Origin of the sequence: Streptomyces sp. XY006 (genome assembly GCF_002237655.1) — a bacterium.
In the GTDB taxonomy this organism is placed as follows: Bacteria; Actinomycetota; Actinomycetes; order Streptomycetales; family Streptomycetaceae; genus Streptomyces; species Streptomyces levis.
This window is the reverse complement of record NZ_NOKT01000005.1, coordinates 154,249-178,611: the sequence shown is the minus strand read 5'-3', so window position 1 is coordinate 178,611 and position 24,363 is coordinate 154,249. Positions and strand designations below refer to the sequence as shown.

Here is a 24,363-nt window from a genome sequence, read left to right as displayed (position 1 = left end):
GAAGGTGCTTCGGCCGCACGACCCGGGGGACGGCCCGAGACGAACGATCAGTCGGTTCCCGGGACCGCGAGCGGTGCGGTGCCGGGTCCTCCGGGCGGCGCGGAAGTGTGACGTTCCGGTGCGCCGCCCGGAGAGCTCTTACGCGGTGCCGGTCAGGTGCTCGGGGCGGACCGGCGTCCTGTTCAGCTCCAGCCCGGTCGCCGCGCGGATCGCCGCGAGCACGGCCGGGGTGGACGACAGGGTGGGAGCCTCGCCGATGCCGCGCAGCCCGTACGGGGCGTGGTCGTCGGCGAGTTCGAGCACGTCGACGGGGATGGTCGGCGTGTCGAGGATGGTGGGGATCAGGTAGTCGGTGAAGGAGGGGTTCTTGACCTTCGCCGTCTTCGGGTCGACGACGATCTCCTCCATGACCGCGACGCCCAGGCCCTGGGTCGTGCCGCCCTGGATCTGGCCGACGACGGAGAGCGGGTTGAGCGCCTTGCCGACGTCCTGGGCGCAGGCCAGCTCGATCACCTTGACCAGGCCGAGCTCGGTGTCGACCTCGACGACGGCCCGGTGCGCGGCGAAGGAGTACTGCACGTGCCCGTTGCCCTGGCCGGTGCGCAGGTCGAAGGGCTCGGTCGGCCGGTGCCGCCACTCCTCCTCGACCTCCACGACCTCGCCCTCCAGGACGTCGGCCAGGTCGCCGAGGACCTCGCCGCCGTCGGTGACGACCTTGCCGCCCTCCAGCAGCAGTTCGGCCGTGGCCCAGGCCGGGTGGTAGGAGCCGAACTTGCGGCGGCCGATCTCCAGGACCTTCTCGCGGACGAGTTCGCAGGCGTTCTTCACGGCGCCGCCGGTGACGTACGTCTGCCGCGAGGCCGACGTGGAACCGGCGCTGCCGACCTGGGTGTCGGCCGGGTGGATGGTCACCTGGGTGACGCCCAGCTCGGTGCGGGCGATCTGCGCGTGGACGGTGACACCGCCCTGCCCGACCTCCGCCATCGCGGTGTGGACGGTGGCCACCGGTTCGCCGCCCCGGACCTCCATGCGGACCTTGGCGGTGGAGTAGTCGTCGAAGCCCTCGGAGAAGCCGACGTTCTTGATGCCGACGGCGTAGCCGACCCCGCGGACGACGCCCTCGCCGTGCGTGGTGTTGGACAGGCCGCCCGGCAGCTGCCGTACGTCGGCGCCCTCGCTGGACTCCCACTGGCGCTCCGGCGGCATCGGCATCGCCTTGACGCGGCGCAGCAGTTCGGCGACGGGGGCCGGGGAGTCGACCGGCTGGCCGGTGGGCATCAGCGTGCCCTGCTCCATGGCGTTGAGCCGGCGGAACTCGACCGGGTCCATACCGAGTCTCGCGGCGAGCTTGTCCATCTGCGCCTCGTAGGCGAAGCACGCCTGGACCGCGCCGAAGCCGCGCATCGCGCCGCAGGGCGGATTGTTGGTGTAGAGGGCGATGGCCTCGATGTCCACGTCGTCGATCACGTACGGGCCGACGGACAGGGAGGAGGCGTTGCCGACGACCGCCGGGGAGGCGGAGGCGTAGGCGCCGCCGTCCAGGACGATCCGGCACTTCATGTGGGTGAGCTTGCCGTCCTTGGTGGCCCCGTGCTCGTAGTAGAGCTTCGCGGGGTGGCGGTGGACGTGCCCGAAGAAGGACTCGAAGCGGTTGTAGACGATCTTGACGGGCTTGCCGGTGCGCAGGGCGAGCAGGCAGGCGTGGATCTGCATCGACAGGTCCTCGCGGCCGCCGAAAGCGCCGCCGACGCCGGACAGCGTCATGCGCACCTTGTCCTCGGGCAGGCCGAGCACCGGGGCGATCTGGCGCAGGTCGGAGTGGAGCCACTGGGTGGCGATGTAGAGGTGGACGCCGCCGTCCTCCTCGGGCACGGCGAGGCCGGACTCGGGGCCGAGGAAGGCCTGGTCCTGCATGCCGAAGGTGTACTCGCCCTCGACGATCACGTCGGCCCGCTCGCGGGCCTTCGCCACGTCGCCGCGCACGATCGGCTGGCGGTGCACGATGTTCGGGTGCGGGACGTGACCGCTGTGGTGGTCGTCGCGGTTCTCGTGGACGAGGATCGCGTCCGGGGCGGTGGCGGAGGCCTCGTCGGTGACGACGGGCAGCTCCTTGTACTCCACCTTGATCTTCGCGGCGGCGCGGCGCGCGGTCTCCGGGTGGTCCGCGGCGACGAGGGCGACCGGCTCACCGTGGTGACGGACCTTGCCGTGGGCGAGGACCGGGGTGTCCTGGATCTCCAGGCCGTAGTTCTTCACGTCGGTCGGCAGGTCGTCGTACGTCAGCACGGCGTACACGCCGGGCGTGGCCAGCGCCTCGCCGGTGTCGATGGAGACGATCTCGGCGTGCGCGACCGTGGAGCGGAGGATCTGGCCCCACAGCATGTCCTCGTGCCACATGTCGGAGGAGTACGCGAACTCGCCGGTGACCTTGAGGGTGCCGTCCGGGCGCAGGGTGGACTCGCCGATGCCGCCCTTGGTCTGCGAGCCCTGGGTGATCTTGGTGGGGGTTCCGCTGGGGGAAGACATGCTCAGACCGCCTCTCCCTGCCGGGCGGCCGCCAGGCGGACCGCGTCCATGATCTTCTCGTAGCCGGTGCAGCGGCACAGGTTGCCCGACAGGGCCTCGCGGATGTCCGCGTCGGTCGGGTTGGGGTTGCGCTCCAGCATCTCGTCGGCGGCGACCAGCAGACCGGGCGTGCAGAAGCCGCACTGGACGGCGCCGGCGTCGATGAAGGCCTGCTGGACCGGGGAGAGTTCGGTGCCCTCGCCGGTCTGCGAGTCGGTGCCCTTGGCCTGCCACCCCTGGGCGTCCTGCAGTCCGGTGCCGCACGCCCCGGAGGCGCAGCCGCCCGCGGCACGCTGCTTGGCGTACTCGGCGAGGCCCTCGACGGTGACGACCTCGCGGCCCTCCACCTGTCCCGCGGCGACCAGGCACGAGCACACCGGCACGCCGTCCAGGCGGACCGTGCACGAGCCGCACTCGCCCTGTTCGCAGGCGTTCTTGGAACCGGGCAGTCCGAGCCGCTCCCTGAGCACGTACAGCAGGGACTCGCCCTCCCACACGTCGTCGGCTTCCTGCGGACGGCCGTTGACCGTGAAGTTGAGGCGCATTACGCAGCTCCCTCCGAAGCGCGGCGGGCGCCGCGGTAGGACTCCCAGGTCCAGGTCAGCGTGCGGCGGGCCATGACGCCGACCGCGTGGCGGCGGTAGCTCGCGGTGCCCCGGACGTCGTCGATCGGGTTGCAGGCGGCGGAGCACAGCTCCGCGAACTGCTTGGCGACCGACGGGGTGATGATCCTGCCGTTGTCCCAGAAGCCGCCCTCCTCCAGCGCGGCGTTCAGGAACTCCTCGGCGGCCTTGGCCCGCACGGGCGTCGGGGCGGCGGAGCCGATGCCGGTGCGCACGGTGCGGGTCTCGGGGTGCAGCGCAAGTCCGAAGGCGCACACGGCGATGACCATGGCGTTGCGGGTGCCGACCTTGGAGAACTGCTGGGGCCCGTCGGCCTTCTTGATGTGCACGGCGCGGATCAGCTCGTCGGGCTGGAGCGCGTTGCGCTTCACACCCTGGTAGAAGTCGTCGATCGGGATACGGCGCGAGCCGCGCACCGACTCGACCTCCACCTCGGCGCCCGCGGCGAGCAGCGCCGGGTGGGCGTCGCCGGCCGGGGAGGCGGTGCCGAGGTTGCCGCCGACACCGCCGCGGTTGCGGATCTGCGGGGAGGCGACGGTGTGCGAGGCGAGGGCGAGACCCGGCAGCTCGGCGCGGAGGTTCTCCATGATCTTCGTGTACGGCACCGAGGCGCCGAGCCGCACGCTCTCCGCGCCGACCTCCCACTCGGAGAGGTCGCCGACGCGGTTCAGGTCCATGAGGTACTCGGGACGGCGGTGGTCGAAGTTGATCTCGACCATCACGTCGGTGCCACCCGCAATCGGCACAGCGGTGGGGTGCTCGGCTTTCGCGGCGAGCGCCTCCTCCCAGCTGGCGGGGCGAAGGAAGTCCATGACCGGCTCTCTTCTTCGTCTTCTCGTGGGGCGTTCAGATTGAGCCAATCCGTGTGCGGCGGTCCCGGCTCGTTCATGTGCTGTTAACGCGTAGTGGACCCAGTACACAGCGCCGTACTCCGACGGGGTCAGTCACGGAAACCATGAAGGAGTTGGCTGGCCAGGAGAGGCATCTTGTAGATTCGTATGAACGGAGGCCATCTTTAACCTCCTCGTTTTCCTGTGGAAACGCGCGACACGACCGCGTGACCCGGGACACAGCCGGGACACGGTCCGGGGACGGCCGGCGCCGCCCACCAGGCCGCCGGACAGGCGGCCCTCCATGGCCCACCGAGATCCACCATAGTTTTCGAGACAAAGAACGGCGGCGACGAGAATGCGGCTGCGCGCACTGCTGGACACGGACGCGCTGGGCCTCAAGCTGCTCGGCGGCGAGGACGAGCTGAACCGCGCCGTGCGCGGCGTGATGACCACCGACCTGCGCGACCCGAGCCGCTACCTCTCGGGCGGCGAACTCGTACTCACGGGCCTGGCCTGGCGCCGGGACGCCGCCGACTCCGAGCCGTTCGTGCGCCTGCTGGTGCAGGCCGGGGTGGCGGCCCTGGCCGCGGGCGAGGCCGAGCTGGGCGATGTGCCCGAGGACCTGGTCGTGGCCTGTGCCCGCCACCGCCTGCCGCTCTTCGCGGTGCACGAGTCGGTGGCCTTCGCGACGATCACCGAGCACGTCGTGCGGCAGGTCTCCGGCGAGCGCGCCGGCGACCTCGCTGCGGTGGTCGACCGCCACCGCCGGATGATGACGTCGGGCCCGGCGGGCGGCGGCCCGGACGTCGTCCTGGACCTGCTCGGCTCGGACCTCGACCTGCGGGCCTGGGTGCTGTCCCCCACCGGCCGCCTGGTTGCGGGCTCGAAGGCGGCGGGCCCGGCCCTGCCCGCCGACGCCTGCGCCCGCCTCGCGGCGGAGCACCTGTCCGCCACCCGCTCGGGCCGCCGCGGCCCCCACCGCGTGATCCTGGGCTCCACCACCTACTCGCTCTTCCCGATCGGCTCGGGGGGCCGCGCCCCGCGGAGCGCCCGGGACGTCCGGGAGACCGTGCTGTCCGACTGGCTGCTGGCGGTCGAGGCGGACGCCGGGGACTGGGCCGAGGAGCGCCTGGACCTGCTGTACGGCGTCACGCAGCTGATCGCGGTCGAGCGGGACCGCCGGGACGCCGCCCGCACGGTCCGCCGCCGCCTCGCCCAGGAGGTCCTGGAACTGGTCCAGACGGGCGCGGCCCCCGCCGAGATCGCCGCCCGTCTGCGCGTGGCCGCCCCGGTGCTGCTGCCCGGCCTCGGCGCCGCGCCGCACTGGCAGGTCGTCGTGGCCCGCGTCGACTGGGACGGCGCCGGGACCGAGACGGGCCCGGTCGCGCAGGCCCTGCTGGAGGAGATCCTCGTCGGCCCTCCCGCCGGCTCGCCGGGCGGCGGGTACGCCCAGGCGTCCGGCCCGGAGCACGCCGACCGCATCGCGGTGGCCCACACGGGCGACGAGGCCATAGCCCTGGTCCCCCTGCCTGCCGTCTCCGCCGAGCACGACGGTTCGGAGACGGGCGTCCTGGCGGACGCGCTCCTGGAGTCGGTGCGGTCGCCCCTCACGGCCGGCCTGGACGACGACGGCCGCCTCACCCTCGGCGTCAGCGCGGCCGTGCACTCGGCCGAGGGGCTGCGCGGGGCGCTGGAGGAGGCCCGGCACGCCCGGCGTGTCGCCGCCGCCCGCCCGGGCCGGGTCTGCGCGGCGGGCCACCAGGAACTGGCCTCCCACGTCCTGCTGCTCCCCTTCGTCCCGGACGACGTCCGCCGCGCCTTCACGGCCCGCCTGCTGGACCCGCTGCGCGACTACGACCGCCGGCACCGCGCCGAGCTGATCCCGACGCTGGAGGCCTTCCTCGACTGCGACGGCTCCTGGACGCGCTGCGCCACCCGGCTGCACCTGCACGTCAACACGCTGCGCTACCGGGTGGGCCGTATCGAGCAGTTGACGAGCCGTGACCTGTCGCGGCTGGAGGACAAGCTCGACTTCTTCCTCGCCCTGCGCATGAGCTGAGACACGGGCGTCCCGGGGTCCAAACCCGGGACGCCCCTCAGTCCCACGACTTTGTGAAATCCTTCACCCACCCTCTTGGCCCGGCCCCGCGATTCATGCTGAGATGCCGCCACCACTCAACAGCTCGATGGCGTGCTCGGGGAGGGCAACGTGGCGCATACCGCCATGTCTGGTAACGGAACGACCGCTGGTGACGATCCCCTCCAGACCGCGGTATGGCGGCTGCGCTCCCGCGGGTGCTGGGCCGACGCGGCGGCACTGCTGCTTCCCGCCACCCCGGCGGCGGCGCTGCAACGCGCGTCGTTGCTGGTCGAACGGTGTCTGTACACCGAGGAGGGCTGGGAGGAGGCCGAGGACGCGCTGCGCACGGCCGAGGCCCTGGCCCACAGCGACGACGAACGCGGCGCCGCCGCTTGTGAACGCGGGTACTTGGCCTACGCGGCGACCCTGCTGGCGGTCCGGGACCGGGCCGACGAGGCGCGGGCGGCACTGGGCCGGGCGGCGGCGCTGATCCCTCCGGGAGCTCCGGCCCGCGCCCTGCTGGACTTCCGCCGGGGCCTGCTGGCGGAGAACCTGACGAGCGCGCCCCAGGCCGCGCGGGCCGCGTACCGTCGCGCCCACGCGGGCGCGACGGCTCACGCCGACCCGCTGCTGCTCTCCTTCACCTGGCGCCACCTGGCGGGGCTCGCCCTGCGGGACGGCGAGTTGGCCGAGGCCCGGCACGGCTTCACCGAGTCGCTCCGGATCCGCGAGGAACTGGGCTACCTGGTGGGCACGGCGCCGGCGCTGGTGTCCCTGGCCGACACGGAGACGGAACCGGAGGCGTCCCGCCTGCGCGAGGAGGCCCGACGCCTGCACCGGCTGCTGGGAGGCGTCCCGACCTGGCTGGCCAGGCACCTCACACCGGCACCTCCGGCGGCGACGGCCTGAACCCCCGTCGCCCGCAGCGGAAGCCGGGACGGCCGCACCCGCCGACGCACGGCAGGGGACGTGTCGGGGGGTGTCCGCCCGCAGCGCTACCCCCCGGCCGCCCCCGCGAAGTGCTCCCCCACCAGGGCCCGCACGACGTCCAGGTTCCGGGCGATGAGCGCGTCCAGCAGCGCCGTGTGCTCGTGCGCGTCCGCGACCAGGTCCGCACGCCCCCGCATTCCCGGTCCGCCCCCGACCAGCGGCCACTGCGCCCGGCGGTGCAGGTCCTCGGCGAGCCGCACCAACTGGCGGTTCCCCGACAGGGACAGCACCGCCCGGTGGAACCCGCGGTCGGCCTCGGCGTACGTCGCCCGGCAGCCGGAGGAGGCCGCGCGGACCGTCGCCTCCGCCAGCGGGCGCAGCTCGGCCCACCGCTCGGCGGGCACCGTCCGGGCCAGCCGCAGCATCACCGGCACCTCGATCAGCGCCCGGACCTCGGCCAGCTCCGCCAGCTCGCGCGCCCCACGCTCCACCACCCGGAAGCCGCGGTTGGGCACCACCTCGACCGCGCCCTCCAGCGCCAGCTGCTGCATCGCCTCCCGCACCGGCGTCGCCGACACCCCGAAGCGCTCCCCCAGCACCGGCGCCGAGTAGACCTCCCCGGGCCGCAGATCCCCGGCCACCAGCGCGGCGCGCAGCGCGTCGAGGATCTGACCCCGCACCGAGGCCCGCTGCACGACGGGCCGCACCCGTGGCGCGGGCGGCTCGGAGTGCGTGTGCTCCCCGCGCGCCGCCGCGGCCTGCCGCGGGACCCGGGCCTGCCCGGCGGCCTCCGCCCGGACCTGCGGGATCCCCGTCCCGGCGGAGCCCTGCGCACCCTGCTTCACGGGTCCTCCTCCGGACGTATCGGTACTTGGGGTCATTACGACGGGTTGTTACTCGTCCGTCAAGCACGATAAGCGCACCGGCCCCCAGTTCAAATCCCGGCGATCTTCGGTAAGGTAAGGCTTACCTTCGGGACTCGCCCGCGAGGGACGTCTACAGACACGGATCGGTGATCACATGCCCGCGACCCGTTCGGCCGTCTCCGTCGCCTACGCACGCCTGGCCGAGGTCCTCCCGGGACTCACCGTCACCGAACTCGGCCCCGGGCAGGAGACCCCGCGCGGCGGCGGCTGGACCGGCGCCGCCGACCTGGCCGCCGCGGGTCCCGGCCTCGACGCCTACCTCGCCTGGGACGAGGCGCAGATCCGGCGGGACTACGACCGGCAGGCCCGCCCGGACGTCGTCGCCAGCTTCGGCCTGCACCGGTACGCCTGGCCCGCCTGCCTGCTGATCACCGTGCCGTGGTTCCTGCAGCGCCGCGTCCCCCGCTACCCCGTGACGCACGTCTCGTACGACCGCACCGACCCCGCCCACGCCCTCGGCCACCTCGCCGTCCGCCCGGCCGGTTTCGCCTGCCTGCCCGGCGACGAGGCCGCCACGCTGCCCGGCGCCCGGGTCGTCGCGGACGAGGAGGCCCTGCGCGCGGAGGTGCGGTCGGCCGTCGCCGAGCACCTGGAGCCGGTCCTGACCGGATTCGGCCCCCGGATGCGGCGCCGCGGCCGGGCCCTGTGGGGCATGGCGACCGACGAGATCGTCGAGGGCCTGTGGTACGTCGGGCAGCTGTTCGGAGAGCTGGAGGAGCGGCGCGCGATGCGCGAACTGGAGCTGCTCCTGCCGGGCGCGACCAAGCCGTACGTCGGCACGGCCGCGTTCCGCGAGCTGACCGGCCCCGGCGGCGAGCCGCTGCGCACCCGGGACCGCGCGAGCTGCTGCATGTTCTACACCCTGCGCCCCGAGGACACCTGCGCCACCTGCCCGCGCACCTGCGACACGGACCGGGTCAGCAAGCTGCTGGCCACGGCGAGTTGACGGACCGTCGGGCGCCGGCCCCTCCGGCGTCCCGTAGGATCATCACGGAATCGGCCACCCGCGCACCCGCAAGCGATTCACAACTCCCTCACGAGTGACGGGAACTTTCCGGAGAACCACTCGTACGGGTAGTCTTGTTCGAACTCAACTCCCGCCCCTCAAGCGGCAGTTCGAGCAGAACGCCGCCCTGGGCATCCCCTTGCACCTCCTTGGCGGCCTCTTGCCCCGAAACCCCCTGAGGGCCGGTGGGATTGGGCCACTATGGCGGGCGTTACGCCCTATCCCCATGCAAGGGACCACCCACATGAGACTGACCGACATATCGCTGAACTGGCTGCTTCCGGGCGCCGTGCTTCTCCTGGGCATGCTGGCGGCGGTGGCGGTGCTCGCGCGCGGCAAGCGCTCCTCGGTCAAGGACACGAGCGCGGACGATTCCTGGGAGCGCAGCGAGGAACGCCGCAGACGCAAGGAAGCGATCTACGGCACCGTTTCCTATGTCCTGCTGTTCTGCTGCGCGGCCGTCGCCGCCGCGCTCTCCTTCCACGGCCTGGTCGGCTTCGGCGAGCAGAACCTCGGCCTGACCGGCGGCTGGCAGTACCTCGTCCCGTTCGGGCTGGACGGCGCGGCGATGTTCTGCTCCGTGCTCGCGGTGCGCGAGGCCAGCCACGGTGACGCGGCGCTCGGCTCGCGCATACTCGTCTGGACGTTCGCCCTGGCCGCCGCCTGGTTCAACTGGGTGCACGCGCCCCGGGGCATCGGCCACGACGGCGCCCCCCACTTCTTCGCCGGCATGTCCCTCTCCGCGGCGGTCCTGTTCGACCGCGCGCTGAAGCAGACCCGCCGGGCCGCCCTGCGCGAGCAGGGTCTGGTGCCGCGTCCGCTGCCGCAGATCCGGATCGTGCGCTGGCTGCGGGCCCCCCGGGAGACCTACAGGGCCTGGTCGCTGATGCTGCTGGAGGGGGTGCGCAGCCTCGACGAGGCGGTCGACGAGGTGCGCGAGGACAAGCGCACCAAGGACGCCGAACGGCAGCGGCGCCGCGACCAGCAGCGCGTGGAGCGGGCCCAGCTGAAGGCGATCAGCCGCGGCCACCGCGGCTACCTCGGCCGCGGCGGCGGCCGGCAGCTGGAGGTGCAGGTGGAGCGCGGCTCCTCGCAGGTCACCGCGGAGCCTGCCATATCGGGTCCGGAGCCACTGCCCGTCCGCTCGCGTCCCTCCCTGCAGCCCGTTCGCAAAGGGTCTGACCCCGTGACCGTCGATCTCACCGCGGAGGACGACACCATGGCGCTGCCGCGTCTGGACTCCCTGGAGCGCAAGCTCAAGGACCTGGAGCAGCAGTTCGGCTGACCGGGCCGCACGCGCACGGCAAGGGGGCGTGGCCTGTGGGCCGCGCCCCTTCGGCGTTCACGCCGCCCTGGCCTCCAGTTCGAACCAGACGGCCTTGCCCACGCCGTGCGGCCGGACGCCCCAGGCGTCCGCGAGGGACTCCACCAGGAACAGGCCCCTGCCGTTGGTGCCGTCGTCGGCGACCGGCCTGCGCGGCCGGGGCCTGCGGGCCACGAAGTCCCGTACCTCCACGTGCAGTCCGCGGGGTCCGACGGTGGCCGTCAGGACCGCGTCGTGGTCGGTGTGGACGATGGCGTTGGTGACGAGTTCGCTGGTGAGCAGCTCCGCCACGTCGGAGAGGTCGGACCGCCCCGGTTTCCCCCACTGCCCGAGCAGCTCCCGCAGGGCCCTGCGGGCCTCCGGCACGGCGCGCAGGTCCGACCTGCCGAGTCTGCGCCTCAGCTGAGGCTCCGGCACCTGCTCCGTGACGTCGTCGGTCCCGTCCTCCACTGTCCTCGCCGAGAAGGCCCCGATCGCTACGGGACCGCCTCCTCGTGCCTGCCTCTCCATGACCCCCGCCCGCGCGCCGATGTCGGTTCCCCTCCTGCTCGAACACGTTCACGGGGATCCATGCCCCGTCGGGCACGCGGCAGTCATGCCGGATCGTCGACGACCAGGTGTTCGGCCACGCGAGGGCGGACGCAGGGGCGGGCGGCGGGCCGTCGGGCCGTGCGGCGGAGGCGGGGAGGGGGGCAAGAGGGTAGCCGGTCGGACGCCCCGGACGGATCCTGACCGCCGGAGATCGGACGATGGGCCGACGGCCGGCTGCCGATCCGTGCGTACCCGGCGCGGCAGCGGGGCGCCCGGACCCCGTGCGCGCCGACCGGCTGAAGTTGGCTGAACTACGACGGTGTTCCCGGGGGCACCGACCGGTACGGGGCCGTCCTCCCCACCCCCGTGGCGGGAGGACGGCCCCGGTCCTGTCCGGCGCTCGCCCGTCAGTACAGCTTGTTGACGGCGGTGGTCGTCGTCTTCTTGAAGGCGGCCACGGGGGCGTCGTCGAAGTCGCCCATCTGCCCCCACTGCACGACGGTGACGGTCCTGCCGTCCCGGCCGACGGACATCAGGGAGACGTCGTTGGCGCCCCAGGAGGTCTCGGTGTGCAGACCGCGGACGCGGGCGCCCTCCTCCACCGGCAGCGTGCCGTAGTCGCGGCTCTCGGCCGCGACGTCCGGGTCGGCCTTCTCGATGCGGTCGGCACAGGTGCGGATCAGGTCGTCGTAGTGCTTCGCCAGGGCCTTGGCCAGGGCGGCCGTGTCCGCCACGACGGTCAGCTGCACCGCGCTGGTGTCCAGGTCGGTCCGGAACTCCCGGTGCCGGTAGTCGTAGGAGGGCACGCCCTCGGTGCTCACGCAGACGCCGAGTGCCTCCGGGAACCCTTCGGTGACCGGCCCGGCGGTCCAGGACGACGTCGGGTGCGGCGGCAGCTGGGACGCCGACAGGAACGTGGGTGCGGCGGCCTTCGGCGCGGCGCCGGCGACCGGTGCCGTGAGGACCGTGCCGGCCGCGAGGGCGGCGGTGACGAGTGCGGTGAGCGCGCCGGCTCGGATGCGCTTGGACATGGGTGTTCCCCCGTGATGCGGTGCGTGGATGTGGTGTGCCGCGAACGACGGCGCCCGCCGGTCGAGCGGGCCTGGTCGGTGGCGACACCAAGAGCATCAGCGGTCACAGCGGGCCGGCGCAACAGCCGGCGCCCGATCCGCCGGGGTGGAACCATCCCAGCCCGTCTGACGTGCAGGTACATGAGCGCCTGGGATGCCGTCCCGGGCCCGGTTCGCACCTACGAGACGGGGGCACGGTGTCGGCACGGGACGACGTCGCGGAGTTCGCGGCGCTGCTGAGGGCACTGAAGGAGCGCACGGACCGCAGCTACGGTTCGCTGGCCCGCCGCCTGGCCATGAACACCTCGACCCTGCACCGCTACTGCGCGGGCGAGGCGGTGCCCCTCGACTTCGCCCCGGTGGAGCGGTTCGCGGCCCTGTGCGGGGCCTCGCCCGAGGAACGCCTGGACCTCCACCGCCACTGGCTCCTCGCGGTGGCGGCCCGTCAACGGCCCCGGGGCGCGGCATCGGACGGCGCGACGGAGGAGGCGGACCCGGCGCGCGGCGAGGGCGCGGCCGGAGACGCGGGCGCCACGAACGCGCCGGGCACGGCAGAGGACGGGCGCGCACCGCAGGCCGAGAGCGCCCCGCACAGCGCGGGCGCGACACAGAGCGCGCCCACGGCGCGCGACGGGGGCGCGGACACAGCGCCCGACGCGGGGGCGGACACGGCCGGAGGCGCGGTCTCCCGTCGTCCCTGGTACCGCCGCAGGCGCCTCGCGGTGGGGCTGGCCGCCGCCTGCGCCGTGTTCGCGACGCTCGGGAGCCTGGCCGCGCTGCCGGACGGGCGGCGCGCATCCGCCGACGACCGTGCCCGCGAGGCCGGTCCGGCCACCCCCGGGGCAACGGAGTCCGGGGCGCCCGAGCGGGGCGGCGCCTCCCGCTCACCGAGCGCCTCCCCCACCCCCAGAGGGACCTCGCCCTCCCCCGACCCGCGAGAGAAGGGAAAGGGGAAGGGAAAGGGGAAGCCCGGCCCCGGGCCCTCCGGGCGCGCCACCGCCCCGCCGCAGGGCGGGGCGGCCCCGGCCGTACCGCTCACCTGGTCCGCGAACTCCCAGGCGTGGAAGCTCGGCTGCGGTCACGACTACGTGGTCGCCAAACCACCGGCCCAGGTCCCGCCGCCCCCGGTCCCGCAGGACGCCGGGGTCTGGGCGGCGACGCAGAACGCGGTGCACGGCGGCGAGACGCTCGTACGGCTGTCCGTGCAGGGGCGGAGCGACACGGCCGTCGTCCTGGAGGCCCTGCGCGTGCGCGTGGTCGGGCGGGCCGACCCGGTCCAGGGCAACGCCTACGCCATGGACCAGGGCTGCGGCGGTTCGATCACCCCGCGCTCCTTCGACGTGGACCTGGACAAGGACCGCCCCATCGCCCGCGCCGTCCCCGGGAACGACGCCGGCACGCCGATCCCGGCGGTCGGCATGCCGTACCGCGTCTCGGCGCAGGACCCCGAGGTGCTGCTGGTCAACGCGCGGACGCGGGGCTGCGACTGCCGCTGGTACCTGGAGCTGGACTGGTCCTCCCAGGGCCGCAGCGGCACCGTCCGCATCGACGACGACGGCCGCCCGTTCCGCACCAGCGGCATCACGGGCCTGCCCCGCTACCTGTACGACACCTCGGTACGCCGGTGGACGCCCTACAGCTGACGGCCCCTACGGCCGGGGCACGTTGCGCAGGTTGGAGCGGGCCATCTGCAGCATCCGGCCGACCCCGCCGTCCAGCACGATCTTGGACGCGGACAGGGCGAACCCGGTCACCATCTCGGCCTTGATCTTCGGCGGGATGGACAGCGCGTTGGGGTCGGTGACGACGTCGACGAGGGCCGGGCCCTTGTGCCTGAAGGCGTCCTTGAGGGCCCCGGCGAGGTCCTTGGGCTTCTCCACGCGCACGCCGTAGGCGCCGCAGGCGCGGGCGACGGCCGCGAAGTCGGGGTTCTTGTTGGCCGTGCCGTACGAGGGCAGCCCGGCGACCAGCATCTCCAACTCGACCATGCCGAGGGAGGAGTTGTTGAACAGGACGACCTTGACCGGGAGGTCGTACTGCACCAGCGTCAGGAAGTCGCCCATCAGCATGGAGAAGCCGCCGTCGCCGGACATCGACACGACCTGGCGCCTGCGGTCGGTGAACTGCGCGCCGATCGCCATGGGCAGGGCGTTGGCCATCGAGCCGTGGGAGAAGGAACCGATGACGCGGCGGCGGCCGTTGGGTGAGATGTAGCGGGCGGCCCAGACGTTGCACATGCCGGTGTCGACGGTGAACACGGCGTCGTCGGCGGCGACTTCGTCCAGCACGGACGCCACGTACTCGGGGTGGATCGGCGTGTGCTTCTCGACCTTGCGGGTGTACGCCTTCACCACGCCTTCCAGCGCGTCGGCGTGCTTCTTCAGCATCCGGTCGAGGAAGCGCCGGTTCTTCTTCTCCTTCACCCGCGGAATCAGGCAGCGCAACGTCTCCCGTACGTCCCCCCAGACCGCCAGGTCCAGCTTGGAGCGGCGGCCCAGGTGTTCCGGCCGGATGTCGACCTGGACGATCTTCACGTCGTCGGGGAGGAACGCGTTGTACGGGAAGTCCGTGCCCAGCAGGATCAGCAGGTCGCACTCGTGGGTGGCCTCGTAGGCGGCGCCGTAGCCGAGCAGTCCGCTCATGCCGACGTCGAAGGGGTTGTCGTACTGGATCCACTCCTTGCCGCGCAGGGCGTGCCCGACCGGTGACTTGACCTTCGCGGCGAACTCCATGACCTCGGCGTGCGCCCCGGCCGTGCCGCTGCCGCAGAAGAGGGTGACCTTGCCGGCCTCGTCGATCATCTCGACGAGCCGGTCGATCTCGGCGTCGCCGGGGCGGACCGTGGGCCGGGAGGTGACGAGGGCGGTTTCCGCGGCCTTCTCGGGGGCCGGGCGGTCGGCGATGTCACCGGGCAGGGTGACGACGCTGACGCCGCTGCGGCCGACGGCGTTCTGGATGGCGGTCTGCAGCAGCCGCGGCATCTGCTGCGGGCTGGAGATCATCTCGCTGTAGTGGCTGCACTCGGCGAACAGCCGGTCGGGGTGGGTCTCCTGGAAGTACCCGAGGCCGATCTCGCTGGAGGGGATGTGGGAGGCGAGGGCGAGGACCGGGGCCATGGAGCGGTGGGCGTCGTAGAGGCCGTTGATGAGGTGCAGGTTGCCCGGGCCGCAGGAGCCGGCGCAGGCGGCGAGATTGCCGGTGATCTGGGCCTCCGCGCTCGCGGCGAAGGCGGCGGTCTCCTCGTGCCGGACGTGGATCCAGTCGATGGCGGAGTTGCGGCGGACGGCGTCGACGATCGGGTTGAGGCTGTCGCCGACGACGCCGTAGAGGCGTTTCACTCCGGCGCGGGTCAGGATGTCGACGAACTGTTCCGCGACGTTCTGTTTGGCCATGGTTCTCGTCTGCCCCTTCGGTCTCCTGGGATCCCTCCGGGTTCCATCAAGTCACAGGGCGGCCCCTCACGCCTCCCACACGGCCGCCGCCGTACGGTCGTCGGCATAGCCCTTGACCCGCACTTGGGAGTCGGCGAGGAACGCGGCGAGGCCGGGCGGCTCGGGCCGGGACCACCGCTCGGCGAGGTACTCGCCCAGTTCCGGCTCGCCGCGCAGGGGCTCGGCGAGCCCGCTGGAGCACATCAGGAGCGTGTCACCCGGGCGGGCGACGGAGGTGCGGAAGCGGAAGGGCTCGCGGGGTGGTTCCGGGGCGGGCTCGTAGGGGCTGGGCGGGGTCGGGATGCCCAGGTCCATGGTGAGCCGGTCGCCCTCGGGGGTCTCGGAGGGCGGCGAGCCGTAGCCCACGACCGCTTCACCCCTGACGTCGGCGACCTGCGGCTCGATGTCCTGCCACTCCCCCTCCCGCAGCCGGAACAGCCCGCCCGGACCGACGCCGAAGAACACGCGGGTGCGGCACTCGGGGTCGGCGGGCAGCAGCAGGCAGCGCAGACCGGCGGCGTACTCCTCCGGGGCGACGCCCTGTTCGGAGGCGCTGGCGCGGAGCTTGCCCAGGCTGCGGTCGGTGAGACGGTGCAGACCTGACTTGAGGTCGCCGCGACGGCCGCCCCTTATGTCCTCCACGAGCCGCACGTGACTGCGTCCGACGGCCCGGCCGATCCAGTGGCAGGCCTCGGCGGCGGCCCGGTGCGCCCCCGGAGCCGTCCGGGCGCCGGTCGCCATGGCCACGAGGAGCAGCGCGTGCTCGCCGGTCCCGAACCGGGCGGTGAGCAGCGCGTCGCGCCGGGGCTCTCCCCGGTACCGCGCGGAGTCCCCGCGAACGGACGCCGCCCGCAGGGTGCAGACCCCGTAGCGGGCCCCGTCGAGGACGGTGTCCGCGACCAGGTCGCCGAGGTCGTCCGGGTCGGCGGCCGGGAGGGCGGTGGGCTCCGCGTCGTAGGTGGGAGGCCGTGAACCGACGTGCCCCCGGGCCCGGGGCACGCCCTCGGGCGGCTCGACTCGCGAACCGGACGCGTCCCCGTCGACGGACCCGGCGGGCGCCACGGGCGGCGGGGCGGCCGTGCCCGGCGGTAGGGGTGGCGGAGCGGTTGTGCCCGAAGGTGCGGGTGGCGAGGCGGCCGTGCCCGAAGGTGCGGGTGGCGAGGCGGCCGTGCCCGGCGGTAGGGGTGGCGGAGCGGTTGTGCCCGAAGGTGCGGGTGGCGAGGCGGCCGTGCCCGAAGGTGCGGGTGGCGAGGCGGCCGTGCCCGGAGGTGCGGGTGGCGGGGCGGCCGTGCCCGGAGGTGCGGGTGGCGGGGCGGCGGGTGCCGGTGGAGCGAGCCAGCCGGCCGCCGTGGGGGGTGTGGCGTCACGGGGCGGGTCCGCCGTCGGCGGGGACGAGGGCTCGGCCTCGCGGCGGCCCGGAGGAGCCGAGGGCGGTGGCGGAGGCATGGGCGGTGGGGCCGGGGGTGTCCGCGACGGCACCGCGGTGGCCGGGGGCGGTGGGGCCGGGGGCCGGGGCGGGCTCCCTGGGGCGGGCTCCGAGCGGCCCGGGGGGCGGGACGCCGTCGGGAAGGTCACGGGGCCAGTGGCCCGGGCCGGTGGCGGTTCCCACGGGGCCCGCTGCGGAGCCCGCCGACGTGGGCCGCCCGGCACGTCGTCCGCTCCGGACCGGGGCGACGGAACCACCGGCTCCGCGGCGGCCGGCCCGGTCTCCCCGGGGCCGCCCACCGTCCCCGCCGCCGAGGCGAAGCGGTCGTCCAGGGAATCGGGGGCCGGTGCGGGGCCCGTGTCGCCGGTGGAGTCGTCGTACAACTGCCCCCACCAGTCGTCCTCGTGACCGGTGGGCCTTCCCCCCTGCTGGCTCATGCCCGTAATTGTCCACCGCCCGAGCGGGATGAAAACGGGGCTTGTGGAAAAAACCGGCCCGCCACCCCACCGTTCCCCGCGCGCCGGGTGAGCCGTAGAACGGCCGTGCGATACCGGCGCCTCGGGCGCCATGGGCGGCTGACCTGCGGGTCTCGGCCCCGGACACCCTGCTGACCTGCGCCTTCTCGCGGGTTCCGGCAGTCTGGTCAGATGGGAGTGTGGGACCTCCTCCTGGTCGGGCTGGTCATCCTGCTCGGCCTGTGCGGAGTGCTGCTGCCCGCGGTGCCGGGGTCGCTGCTCGTGTGGGCCGCGGTCCTGTGGTGGGCCCTGAAGGACCCGCAGCCCGTCGCCTGGTGGGTGCTGGTCGGTGCGACGGTCCTCCTGCTCGCCTCCCAGGCCGTGCGCTGGGCGCTGCCGCCGAGGCGGCTGCGGGCGAACCGCACCAGCCGCCGCATGCTGGCCTGCGCGGGGGCCGGGTCCACCGTCGGCTTCGTCCTGCTGCCCGTCGTCGGCGCCGTCCCCGGCTTCGTGGCCGGTGTCTACCTCTTCGAACGGGTCCGGCTGGGCCGCCGCGCCGAGGCGAGGTCCGCCCTGCGCACCGTGATGCGCTCGGGCGGCTCCAGCATCCTGGCCGAACTCTTCACCTGCCAGCTGATCGCGGCGGCCTGGCTGGGCGCGGTCCTCTGGGGCTGAGACGCCCCCACGGAACAGGTCGGAGGTCCCCTCGACGGAACAGGTCAGGGCGTCCCCTCGCGCGTCGGCATCTCCTGCCCCGTCAGCACCCCCTCGTGCGTCAGCAGCCGCACCTTGCGGTCCAGGCCGCCCGCGTAGCCGGTCAGGGTGCCGTCGGCCCCGATCACCCGGTGGCACGGGCGGACCACGAGCAGCGGGTTCGCGCCGATCGCGCCGCCGACGGCCCGCACGGCCGCCCGGGGCGCCCCGATCCGCCGGGCGATCTCGCCGTACGTCACGGTCGAGCCGTAGGGGATGTCGTCCAGCGCGGCCCACACCTTCTCCCGGAAGGGCGTGCCCTCGCTACGCCACGCCAGCCGGAACTCCTTCAGGTCCCCGGCGAAGTACGCGGCCAGCTGCTCCCGTGCCGCGCGGAAGGGCCCGGGGTCGCGGAGCCAGTCGTCCCGCACCTCGCGCCCGCCCTTCTGCCCGGGCACGGACAGCGAGGTCAGTTCGCCGGTCGGGGCGGCGGTGAGCAGCAGCGGCCCGACGGGGCTGGGCACGCTGGTCCAATAGGTCGGCTGGTTCATCGAAGCTCCCACTCCCCTGCTGCGCGCAGGTGGTTCACGGCGTACGAGCGCCAGGGGCGCCACGTGTCGGGAAGGCCTAGGCCGGGCGGTGCGGCGTCCGGGTCGCCGAGGGCGCGGGCGCGGATCTCGGCCACCGTGCGGGCGTCCACACCGGGCAGGGCCAGCAACGCGTCCTGCGCGGCGTCCCGGTCGGCGCCCGGGTCGAGGCGTACGGCGCCGTCGGCGAGGGCGGTGGTGAGCGCGCCGAGGGGGCCGCCGGGCTCGGCCTCCGCGAGGACGGCCGGCTCGGGGAAGAGGTGCGTGAGGCCGCCGCAGGGGGCGTCGAGGGCCTTGCCGTACCGCCGCACCAGGCGTTCCGCCTCCGCGGGCCCGGCCAGGGCGCGCACCGCGAGTTCCTCCGGGTCGGCGGCGCCGGGCGAGCGCAGGCCGGGCCGGGCGGCGACGAGGGGCGCGAGCCGCGGGTCGGCGCCGAGCCGCTCGTCGACGGCGTAGGGGTCGGCGTCGAGGTCGAACAGCCGGCGCAGCCGCTGTACGGCGGTGGTCAGGTCGCGCGGGTCGGTGAGGTGCAGCCGGGCGTCGAGCCAGCCGCCCGGGTGGGCGCCGGCCGCGCTCCGGGCGGTGCCGGGGCGTTCGCCGACGGCGACGATGCCGGTGCCGTACGGCAGGCGCAGGGTGCGCCGGTAGGTGCGCGCGCCGGGCGGGCCGCTCACCTCCTCGATGCCGGGCACGGCCTCGTGGGCCAGCCGGTCGAAGACGAATCCGGCCTGGTAGGGGCCGCGGTGGGCGAGCCGCAGTGGGATCCCGGCGCCGGGGGTGCCCGTGCCCCGGGTCCGGCCGCCGCGCGGCGCGGTGGCGCGCAACCGGCTCGGGGTGGAGGCGTAGATCGCGCGGATGGTGTCGTTGAACTGCCGCACGCTGGCGAAGCCGGAGGCGAACGCGATCTCCGTGATCGGCAGTTCGGTGGTCTGCACCAGCAGGCGCGCGGTGTGGGCCCGCCGGGCCCGGGCGAGGGCGACCGGCCCGGCGCCCAGCTCGGCGGTGAGCTGGCGCTGCACCTGCCGTGCGCTGTAGCCGAGGCGCGCGGCGAGCCCGGCGACGCCCTCCCGGTCGACGACGCCGTCGGCGATCAGGCGCATGGCCCGGCCCACCACGTCCGCGCGGACGTCCCACTCGGCGGAGCCGGGCACGGCGTCGGGGCGGCACCGCCGGCAGGCCCGGAATCCCGAGCCCTGCGCGGCGGCGGCCGTGGCGAAGAACCGTACGTTGGCCCGCTTCGGGGTGACCGCGGGGCAGCTGGGCCGGCAGTAGATGCCGGTCGTCTCGACGGCGAAGAAGAACACGCCGTCAAAACGGGCGTCCCGGCTGCGCACGGCCTCGTACCTGGTGTCCTCGTCCGTTACCTGGGTGCTCACGCCTCCAGTCTCCGCCGTCGGCGGGGCCGTCGCTGGCGGAAATCGGACACCGCGGTCAGGAGCGACACCGCGGTCGGGCGCGACACCGCGGTCAGGAGCGCCAGTGCGCTCCCCGCTTGGCCTCCATCGCCGCCTTGCCGATCGCCCCCTTCCGCTTCCAGTCCTTGCGGATCTCCGCCCGGAGGCGGGCGTCCGTCTTGGCGACGATGCGCTGGTTCTCGCGCAGCAGCTTGCGGTAGCTGTCCAGCCGCCGCTGCGGCAGTTCACCGGAGTCGACGGCGGCCAGCACGGCGCACCCGGGTTCGGCCTCGTGGGCGCAGTCGTGGAAGCGGCACCGCTCGGCCAGGTCCTCGATCTCGGAGAAGACCTGCCCGACGCCGGTCCCGGCGTCCCACAGCCCCACGCCCCGCAGTCCGGGCGTGTCGATCAGGACGCCTCCGCCGGGGAGGGCGAGCAGATTGCGGGTGGTGGTGGTGTGACGGCCCTTGCCGTCGACGTCGCGGGTGGCCTGGACGTCCATGACGTCCTCGCCGAGCAGCGCGTTGGCGAGGGTCGACTTGCCCGCGCCGGACTGCCCGAGCAGCACGGACGTACCGCCGGCGACGATCGCCGCGACCACGTCGAGCCCCTCCCCGTCCCGTGCGCTGACGGGGACCACCGGCACGCCGGGTGCGCTGGTCTCCACGTCCTGCACGAGGTGGGAACGGGTCACGGCGTCGGGGACGAGGTCGGCCTTGGTGAGGACCACCACGGGCTGCGCCCCGGACTCCCAGGCCAGGGCCAGGAACCGTTCGACGCGGCCGAGGTCGAGCTCGACGGCGAGGGACACGGCGACGACGGCGTGGTCGACGTTGGCCGCGAGGATCTGTCCCTCGGACCGCTTGGAGGAGGTGGAGCGGACGAACGCGGTGCGGCGGGGCAGGCAGGTGCGGACGTAGCGCGGATTGCCGCCGGGTTCGACGGCGACCCAGTCACCGGTGCAGACGACGCGCAGCGGGTCGTGCGGGGTGACGAACGCGGTGTCGGCGCGCAGCACACCGTCGGCGGTGACGACGTCGCACTGGCCGCGGTCGACCCGGACGACCCGGCCGGGCAGCAGCCCTTCGGTCTCGTACGGAGCGAACGCCTCGGCCCAGGCGGTGTCCCAGCCGTACGGGGCGAGGGCGGAGGAAACGGATGAGGCGGAGCTGGAAGACAAGAGGGGGATCCTTCTCGAGGACGGCCCCGGCGCGACGGTCGGTCAGCCGGCGGCCACGGAGGTGGACTTCGTGAACTGGATGCGAGCAGCGCTCATCGCAATGACAGCCATCGGTCGACACCTCCTCGTCCTTCCTCGGATCTTCCGGTTCTCGTGCGGCACTTCGCAGAACCGGCGTCACCGTATCCCGTCACGCCACGGTCGCGTCAACCGCTTTTCGCGCAGGCCCGGCCGTTCAGCGTGAAGTCGTACGGCGGGGAGTTCTTGCCGCGCCAGGAGGAGATGAAGCCGAAGGCCAGGTCGCCGCCGGCGGGCACGGACTTGTTGTAGTCGGCGGCGGTGGCGGTGACGCGGGAGCCGTCCTGGGAGACGGAGGCGTCCCACATCTGGCCGACCTGCTGGCCGTCGCGGAAGGACCAGGACACGCGCCAGGAGTCGAGGGCGGCGGTGCTGGTGACGCTGACGGTGGCCTGGAAGCCGTCGGGCCACTGGTTGACCAGGTCGTACTCGACGCGGCAGGTGGGCTCGGCGGGTGTGGGCCGGTCGGTGGGCGAGGCGGTGCCCTGCGGTTCGGTGTGGCGGTTGCTGCTCTCCGACGAGCGGGGCGTGTCCGGCTCGTCGGAGGCGGCGCCGGCCCCGCCGGCGGTGCCGGCCGGCTGGGAGGTGGCGGGCGGCACGGAGGGGGCGGACGGCAGGGACGGGCCGGGGTCGGCCACGGGCTGGCGGCCGGCGTCGTCGCGCGTCCCGGGCTCGTCGCCGGAGCCGCCGAAGGGCATCAGGGAGACGCCGAGCGCCAGGGCGGAGACGAGGACGGCGGCGACGAGGAGGCCGTTGCGGGCGACGCGCGCCTTCTGCGTGCCGTCCTCCGGGTCGTCGGCCGCCCGGTCCGCCGTGCCGGCGCGGCCGGCGCCCAGCCGCACCTCGGCGGCGCGGCGGCGGCGCTCCAGATAGGCGAGTCCGCCCCAGCCGATCACCCCGCCGGCCAGCGCCGCGGGCAGTCCTCCGCCGTGCAGGCGCAGGCAGGCGGCGGCCTCGGCGCACTCCACGCAGGTGGCCAGGTGCCGGGAGAGGTCGTCCGGGGTGCCGGCGTCCGGCGAGCGGGTGACGGCGTCCAGCAGCCGGGCGTAGCTGCGGCAGCGGGCGTCCATCGGGCTGTCGAGGTGGTTGCGGTGGCAGCGGTCCCGGAACAGGGTGCGCACCTGCTGGAGTTCCTCGGCGGCGTTGGCCGGGTCCAGGCCCAGGCGCCGGGCGACCAGGGACAGCGGCAGCGCCTCCACCTCGGCCAGCCACAGCAGTTCGGCGTCCGCCTGCTGCAGGTCGCGCAGACCGCGCAGGGCGAGCGGGCGCCGCAGGGGCGGCCCGGTGAACCGCGCGGCCTTGTCCGAGTTCAGCCACAGCCGCAGGTCGGGGTCGAGTTTGTGGCCCTGCCCGTCCTCCTCCCAGGCCGCCGCCGTGGTGCGCACGGAGGTCAGCAGCAGGGGTATGCGGGGCAGCCGGGCGGGGCGGCGGCCGGTGCCCCGGACGGGCCCGGCCTCGGCCGCGCGGGCCTCGCGTATGCCGTGTGCGAACGCCTCGCGGGCCAGCTGCGCGGCGGCCGTGGAACCGGACGTGCACAGGTCGGCGTAGGCGAGGACCGCGTCCCAGCACTCCGAGAACAGCGCGGCCTCGGTGGCGTCCTGAGGGGTCGGCAGGTCGGGCATGAGTCTCCTGCATCCGCAAGCGAGGTCAACTCACCGCGTCGGCATGGGAGTTGGGGGAACCTCGGGGCGGGGAGGAGTTTTTCACGCTTCTGACACAACTGACAAGCCACGTATTCAAATCCCGGAGCACGGCTCGGGAGTGGATACGTACGGCACGCCGCTCCGTCTCAAGGGGACCGCGTCAGACCTCCACGGGCGCGTCCGCGGGCAGGCTGTCCATGAAGGAGCTGACCGAGAAGACCGCGTTGCCGGCGCCGGGAGGGCCGTAGCCGGGAGGCGAGGAGAGGCCGAAGTCCTCCATCGTCTGCCGGTACGCCTGGAGCAGGCGGATGTGGTACTCCAGGGGCGCGCCCTGCGGGTTGGCCTTGCCGAGCGGGGTCGTGGGCTCCGGGCACCAGGTGGTGAAGCGGGGCGTGATGCCGTGCGACATGAAGAAGCGCAGGCCCTCGGTGGTGGAGGCGATGGCCTCGTCCACCGTCTTGAAGCCGAAGGGCTCGGCCATCTCGACCCCGGCGACGAAGTTCGGGATGACGTTGCGGGCGCCGAAGACCTCGGCGGAGTCCAGGATGCGCTTGTGCCACTCGTCGCGGCCGACGTACCGCTCCTTGCCGGGGCAGTACATCTTGAACAGGTACTCGTCCCACACCTCGTAGTTGGGGTGGTAGATCTGCACGCCGTAGTCCTTGAACCGCTGGACGTCGTCGCGCGGGAGGGCCTGGGCGACGACCTTGCCGATCCAGCGGCCGGGGAAGCGCTCCTCGATGGCCTTGGCGTAGTGGCCGTAGAAGTCGGCCTCGTCGCGGCCGGAGACCGTCTTGGTGATGGCGCCGCCGGTGAGGGTGTAGGCGGTGGAGGTCTTCGCCGTGTCGTACCGGTCGATGATCTCCAGGGCTTCGAGGACCTCCTCGACGTCCTTCACGCCCGTGTAGGGCCGGCCCGCGGCCTTGTGCTGGCGCCAGTTGTGGTTGATGTCGCAGTACTGGCACTCCTCCTTGGCGCCGAAGTACTGGCAGACCCGGAAGACGGTCAGATAGATCAGGTAGCCCCACTGGATGGTCGGGGCGACCTCCATGACCGACTTCCCGTTGGACAGGGTGTGCCGGTAGTACTCGGGCATCGGCGGCACGCCGACGTCGGAGATCCGCTTGCCGTCGAGGTAGAGGCCGAGCACGCCGTCCTCGTTCGCGGCGACGCGGTAGGGCGAGGCGGGGTTCACCCGGACCGAGACGACCGTGCGGCGCAGGTCGTAGGGGCCGCCGGTGAGGATGATCTCCTCGGGCGGGCGGCGCAGCGCGGCCTCGCCCAGCTCGGGCAGGGTGCCGTGGTCGAAGGAGAAGATGAAGTACGACTTCGGCTTGACGTCGCCGCCCTCGTTGTCGCTGAGCGCCGACGGGTCGAAGGCCACACCGCCCCGGAGCAGGTCCTCCTTGAAGACGGCTTCCCGCGGGACGTGCGGGAACCGCTCCATCAGATCCTCGACCAGCGCGGTACGGCTGCCGCTGCCCATCCCGTGTCTCCTCCCGGCTCGGACGTACGACTCCTCACGGTATGCCCATGGGTGTGCGTGAGCGGTACCGGGTCCCCCCGAGCCGGTACCTGTGCCGGGAAT

At 73.8% G+C, this 24,363-nt stretch carries 19 protein-coding genes; 6 read left to right on the top strand and 13 right to left on the bottom strand.

Going from position 1 to position 24,363, the window contains the following annotated elements; translation table 11 throughout:
* Nucleotides 1-138: 138 nt before the first annotated feature.
* From CHR28_RS08420 to CHR28_RS08410, 3 genes are read right to left on the bottom strand one after another with little or no spacing between them, the layout of a single operon-like run.
* Nucleotides 139-2,526 carry a xanthine dehydrogenase family protein molybdopterin-binding subunit gene (locus tag CHR28_RS08420; RefSeq protein WP_094052874.1) on the bottom strand — a complete coding sequence of 796 codons (2,388 nt, stop codon included), beginning with the start codon at nucleotides 2,524-2,526 and terminating at the stop codon, nucleotides 139-141.
* Nucleotides 2,527-2,528: 2 nt separating this feature from the next.
* Nucleotides 2,529-3,110: a (2Fe-2S)-binding protein gene (locus tag CHR28_RS08415; RefSeq protein ID WP_094052873.1), complete on the bottom strand. Its 582-nt coding sequence runs from the start codon at nucleotides 3,108-3,110 to the stop codon at nucleotides 2,529-2,531.
* Nucleotides 3,110-4,000: an FAD binding domain-containing protein gene (locus CHR28_RS08410; protein WP_094052872.1), complete on the bottom strand. Its 891-nt coding sequence runs from the start codon at nucleotides 3,998-4,000 to the stop codon at nucleotides 3,110-3,112. The genes CHR28_RS08415 and CHR28_RS08410 overlap by 1 nt, the downstream gene beginning before the upstream one ends.
* Nucleotides 4,001-4,376: 376 nt before the next feature.
* On the opposite strand from CHR28_RS08410, the gene CHR28_RS08400 reads away from it, so the two are divergent.
* Together CHR28_RS08400 and CHR28_RS08395 are read left to right on the top strand one after the other, a co-directional pair.
* Nucleotides 4,377-6,080 carry a PucR family transcriptional regulator gene (locus CHR28_RS08400; RefSeq protein WP_094052870.1) on the top strand — a complete coding sequence of 568 codons (1,704 nt, stop codon included), beginning with the start codon at nucleotides 4,377-4,379 and terminating at the stop codon, nucleotides 6,078-6,080.
* Between the two features lie 165 nt (nucleotides 6,081-6,245).
* Nucleotides 6,246-7,010: a hypothetical protein gene (locus tag CHR28_RS08395; RefSeq protein ID WP_094052869.1), complete on the top strand. Its 765-nt coding sequence runs from the start codon at nucleotides 6,246-6,248 to the stop codon at nucleotides 7,008-7,010.
* Between the two features lie 86 nt (nucleotides 7,011-7,096).
* On the opposite strand, the gene CHR28_RS08390 is transcribed toward CHR28_RS08395, so the two are convergent.
* Nucleotides 7,097-7,876: a GntR family transcriptional regulator gene (locus tag CHR28_RS08390; protein ID WP_256984164.1), complete on the bottom strand. Its 780-nt coding sequence runs from the start codon at nucleotides 7,874-7,876 to the stop codon at nucleotides 7,097-7,099.
* A gap of 175 nt (nucleotides 7,877-8,051) precedes the next feature.
* Here CHR28_RS08390 and CHR28_RS08385 point away from each other — a divergent pair, with 175 nt between their 5' ends.
* Together CHR28_RS08385 and CHR28_RS08380 are read left to right on the top strand one after the other, a co-directional pair.
* A complete protein-coding gene (locus CHR28_RS08385) occupies nucleotides 8,052-8,903 on the top strand; it encodes a (2Fe-2S)-binding protein (protein WP_094052867.1) in 852 nt (283 codons plus the stop codon).
* A gap of 304 nt (nucleotides 8,904-9,207) precedes the next feature.
* Nucleotides 9,208-10,248 carry a DUF2637 domain-containing protein gene (locus tag CHR28_RS08380; protein ID WP_094052866.1) on the top strand — a complete coding sequence of 347 codons (1,041 nt, stop codon included), beginning with the start codon at nucleotides 9,208-9,210 and terminating at the stop codon, nucleotides 10,246-10,248.
* A gap of 57 nt (nucleotides 10,249-10,305) precedes the next feature.
* Here CHR28_RS08380 and CHR28_RS08375 read toward each other — a convergent pair whose 3' ends face one another.
* Complete coding sequence (locus CHR28_RS08375) at nucleotides 10,306-10,737, bottom strand: ATP-binding protein (RefSeq protein ID WP_256984163.1); 432 nt, start codon at nucleotides 10,735-10,737, stop codon at nucleotides 10,306-10,308.
* 488 nt (nucleotides 10,738-11,225) lie between these two features.
* Nucleotides 11,226-11,849: a hypothetical protein gene (locus CHR28_RS08370; RefSeq protein WP_094052864.1), complete on the bottom strand. Its 624-nt coding sequence runs from the start codon at nucleotides 11,847-11,849 to the stop codon at nucleotides 11,226-11,228.
* A 236-nt stretch (nucleotides 11,850-12,085) separates the two neighbouring features.
* Between CHR28_RS08370 and CHR28_RS08365 the strand changes: the two genes are divergently transcribed.
* Nucleotides 12,086-13,531, top strand: a complete 1,446-nt coding sequence (locus CHR28_RS08365) for a helix-turn-helix transcriptional regulator (protein ID WP_094052863.1) — start codon at nucleotides 12,086-12,088, stop codon at nucleotides 13,529-13,531.
* Nucleotides 13,532-13,537: 6 nt separating this feature from the next.
* Here CHR28_RS08365 and CHR28_RS08360 read toward each other — a convergent pair whose 3' ends face one another.
* Entirely contained in the window at nucleotides 13,538-15,280 is a 1,743-nt protein-coding gene (locus tag CHR28_RS08360) for a pyruvate dehydrogenase (RefSeq protein WP_094052862.1), read from the bottom strand.
* A gap of 66 nt (nucleotides 15,281-15,346) precedes the next feature.
* Entirely contained in the window at nucleotides 15,347-17,182 is a 1,836-nt protein-coding gene (locus CHR28_RS08355) for a protein phosphatase 2C domain-containing protein (protein ID WP_094052861.1), read from the bottom strand.
* A gap of 210 nt (nucleotides 17,183-17,392) precedes the next feature.
* On the opposite strand from CHR28_RS08355, the gene CHR28_RS08350 reads away from it, so the two are divergent.
* Nucleotides 17,393-17,875: a DUF456 domain-containing protein gene (locus tag CHR28_RS08350; protein ID WP_094052860.1), complete on the top strand. Its 483-nt coding sequence runs from the start codon at nucleotides 17,393-17,395 to the stop codon at nucleotides 17,873-17,875.
* A 44-nt stretch (nucleotides 17,876-17,919) separates the two neighbouring features.
* On the opposite strand, the gene CHR28_RS08345 is transcribed toward CHR28_RS08350, so the two are convergent.
* The 5 genes from CHR28_RS08345 to CHR28_RS08325 form a co-directional block, all read right to left on the bottom strand.
* A complete protein-coding gene (locus tag CHR28_RS08345) occupies nucleotides 17,920-18,444 on the bottom strand; it encodes a methylated-DNA--[protein]-cysteine S-methyltransferase (RefSeq protein WP_094052859.1) in 525 nt (174 codons plus the stop codon).
* Nucleotides 18,441-19,856: a DNA-3-methyladenine glycosylase 2 family protein gene (locus tag CHR28_RS08340; RefSeq protein WP_094052858.1), complete on the bottom strand. Its 1,416-nt coding sequence runs from the start codon at nucleotides 19,854-19,856 to the stop codon at nucleotides 18,441-18,443. Before CHR28_RS08340 ends, CHR28_RS08345 begins: the two co-directional genes overlap by 4 nt.
* A gap of 91 nt (nucleotides 19,857-19,947) precedes the next feature.
* Entirely contained in the window at nucleotides 19,948-21,054 is a 1,107-nt protein-coding gene (gene rsgA, locus CHR28_RS08335) for a ribosome small subunit-dependent GTPase A (RefSeq protein ID WP_094052857.1), read from the bottom strand.
* Nucleotides 21,055-21,260: 206 nt separating this feature from the next.
* Complete coding sequence (locus tag CHR28_RS08330) at nucleotides 21,261-22,754, bottom strand: cellulose-binding domain-containing protein (protein WP_094052856.1); 1,494 nt, start codon at nucleotides 22,752-22,754, stop codon at nucleotides 21,261-21,263.
* Between the two features lie 181 nt (nucleotides 22,755-22,935).
* Nucleotides 22,936-24,261, bottom strand: a complete 1,326-nt coding sequence (locus CHR28_RS08325; RefSeq protein ID WP_094052855.1) for a radical SAM protein — start codon at nucleotides 24,259-24,261, stop codon at nucleotides 22,936-22,938.
* Nucleotides 24,262-24,363 lie beyond the last annotated feature (102 nt).

Coding starts and splice junctions, on each gene's coding strand:
- CHR28_RS08420 (WP_094052874.1), bottom strand. CDS start 2,526: ATGTCTTCCCCCAGCGGAACCCCCACCAAGATCACCCAGGGCTCGCAG.
- CHR28_RS08415 (WP_094052873.1), bottom strand. CDS start 3,110: ATGCGCCTCAACTTCACGGTCAACGGCCGTCCGCAGGAAGCCGACGAC.
- CHR28_RS08410 (WP_094052872.1), bottom strand. CDS start 4,000: ATGGACTTCCTTCGCCCCGCCAGCTGGGAGGAGGCGCTCGCCGCGAAA.
- CHR28_RS08400 (WP_094052870.1), top strand. CDS start 4,377: ATGCGGCTGCGCGCACTGCTGGACACGGACGCGCTGGGCCTCAAGCTG.
- CHR28_RS08395 (WP_094052869.1), top strand. CDS start 6,246: ATGTCTGGTAACGGAACGACCGCTGGTGACGATCCCCTCCAGACCGCG.
- CHR28_RS08385 (WP_094052867.1), top strand. CDS start 8,052: ATGCCCGCGACCCGTTCGGCCGTCTCCGTCGCCTACGCACGCCTGGCC.
- CHR28_RS08380 (WP_094052866.1), top strand. CDS start 9,208: ATGAGACTGACCGACATATCGCTGAACTGGCTGCTTCCGGGCGCCGTG.
- CHR28_RS08370 (WP_094052864.1), bottom strand. CDS start 11,849: ATGTCCAAGCGCATCCGAGCCGGCGCGCTCACCGCACTCGTCACCGCC.
- CHR28_RS08360 (WP_094052862.1), bottom strand. CDS start 15,280: ATGGCCAAACAGAACGTCGCGGAACAGTTCGTCGACATCCTGACCCGC.
- CHR28_RS08355 (WP_094052861.1), bottom strand. CDS start 17,182: ATGAGCCAGCAGGGGGGAAGGCCCACCGGTCACGAGGACGACTGGTGG.
- CHR28_RS08350 (WP_094052860.1), top strand. CDS start 17,393: ATGGGAGTGTGGGACCTCCTCCTGGTCGGGCTGGTCATCCTGCTCGGC.
- CHR28_RS08345 (WP_094052859.1), bottom strand. CDS start 18,444: ATGAACCAGCCGACCTATTGGACCAGCGTGCCCAGCCCCGTCGGGCCG.
- CHR28_RS08330 (WP_094052856.1), bottom strand. CDS start 22,754: ATGCCCGACCTGCCGACCCCTCAGGACGCCACCGAGGCCGCGCTGTTC.
- CHR28_RS08325 (WP_094052855.1), bottom strand. CDS start 24,261: ATGGGCAGCGGCAGCCGTACCGCGCTGGTCGAGGATCTGATGGAGCGG.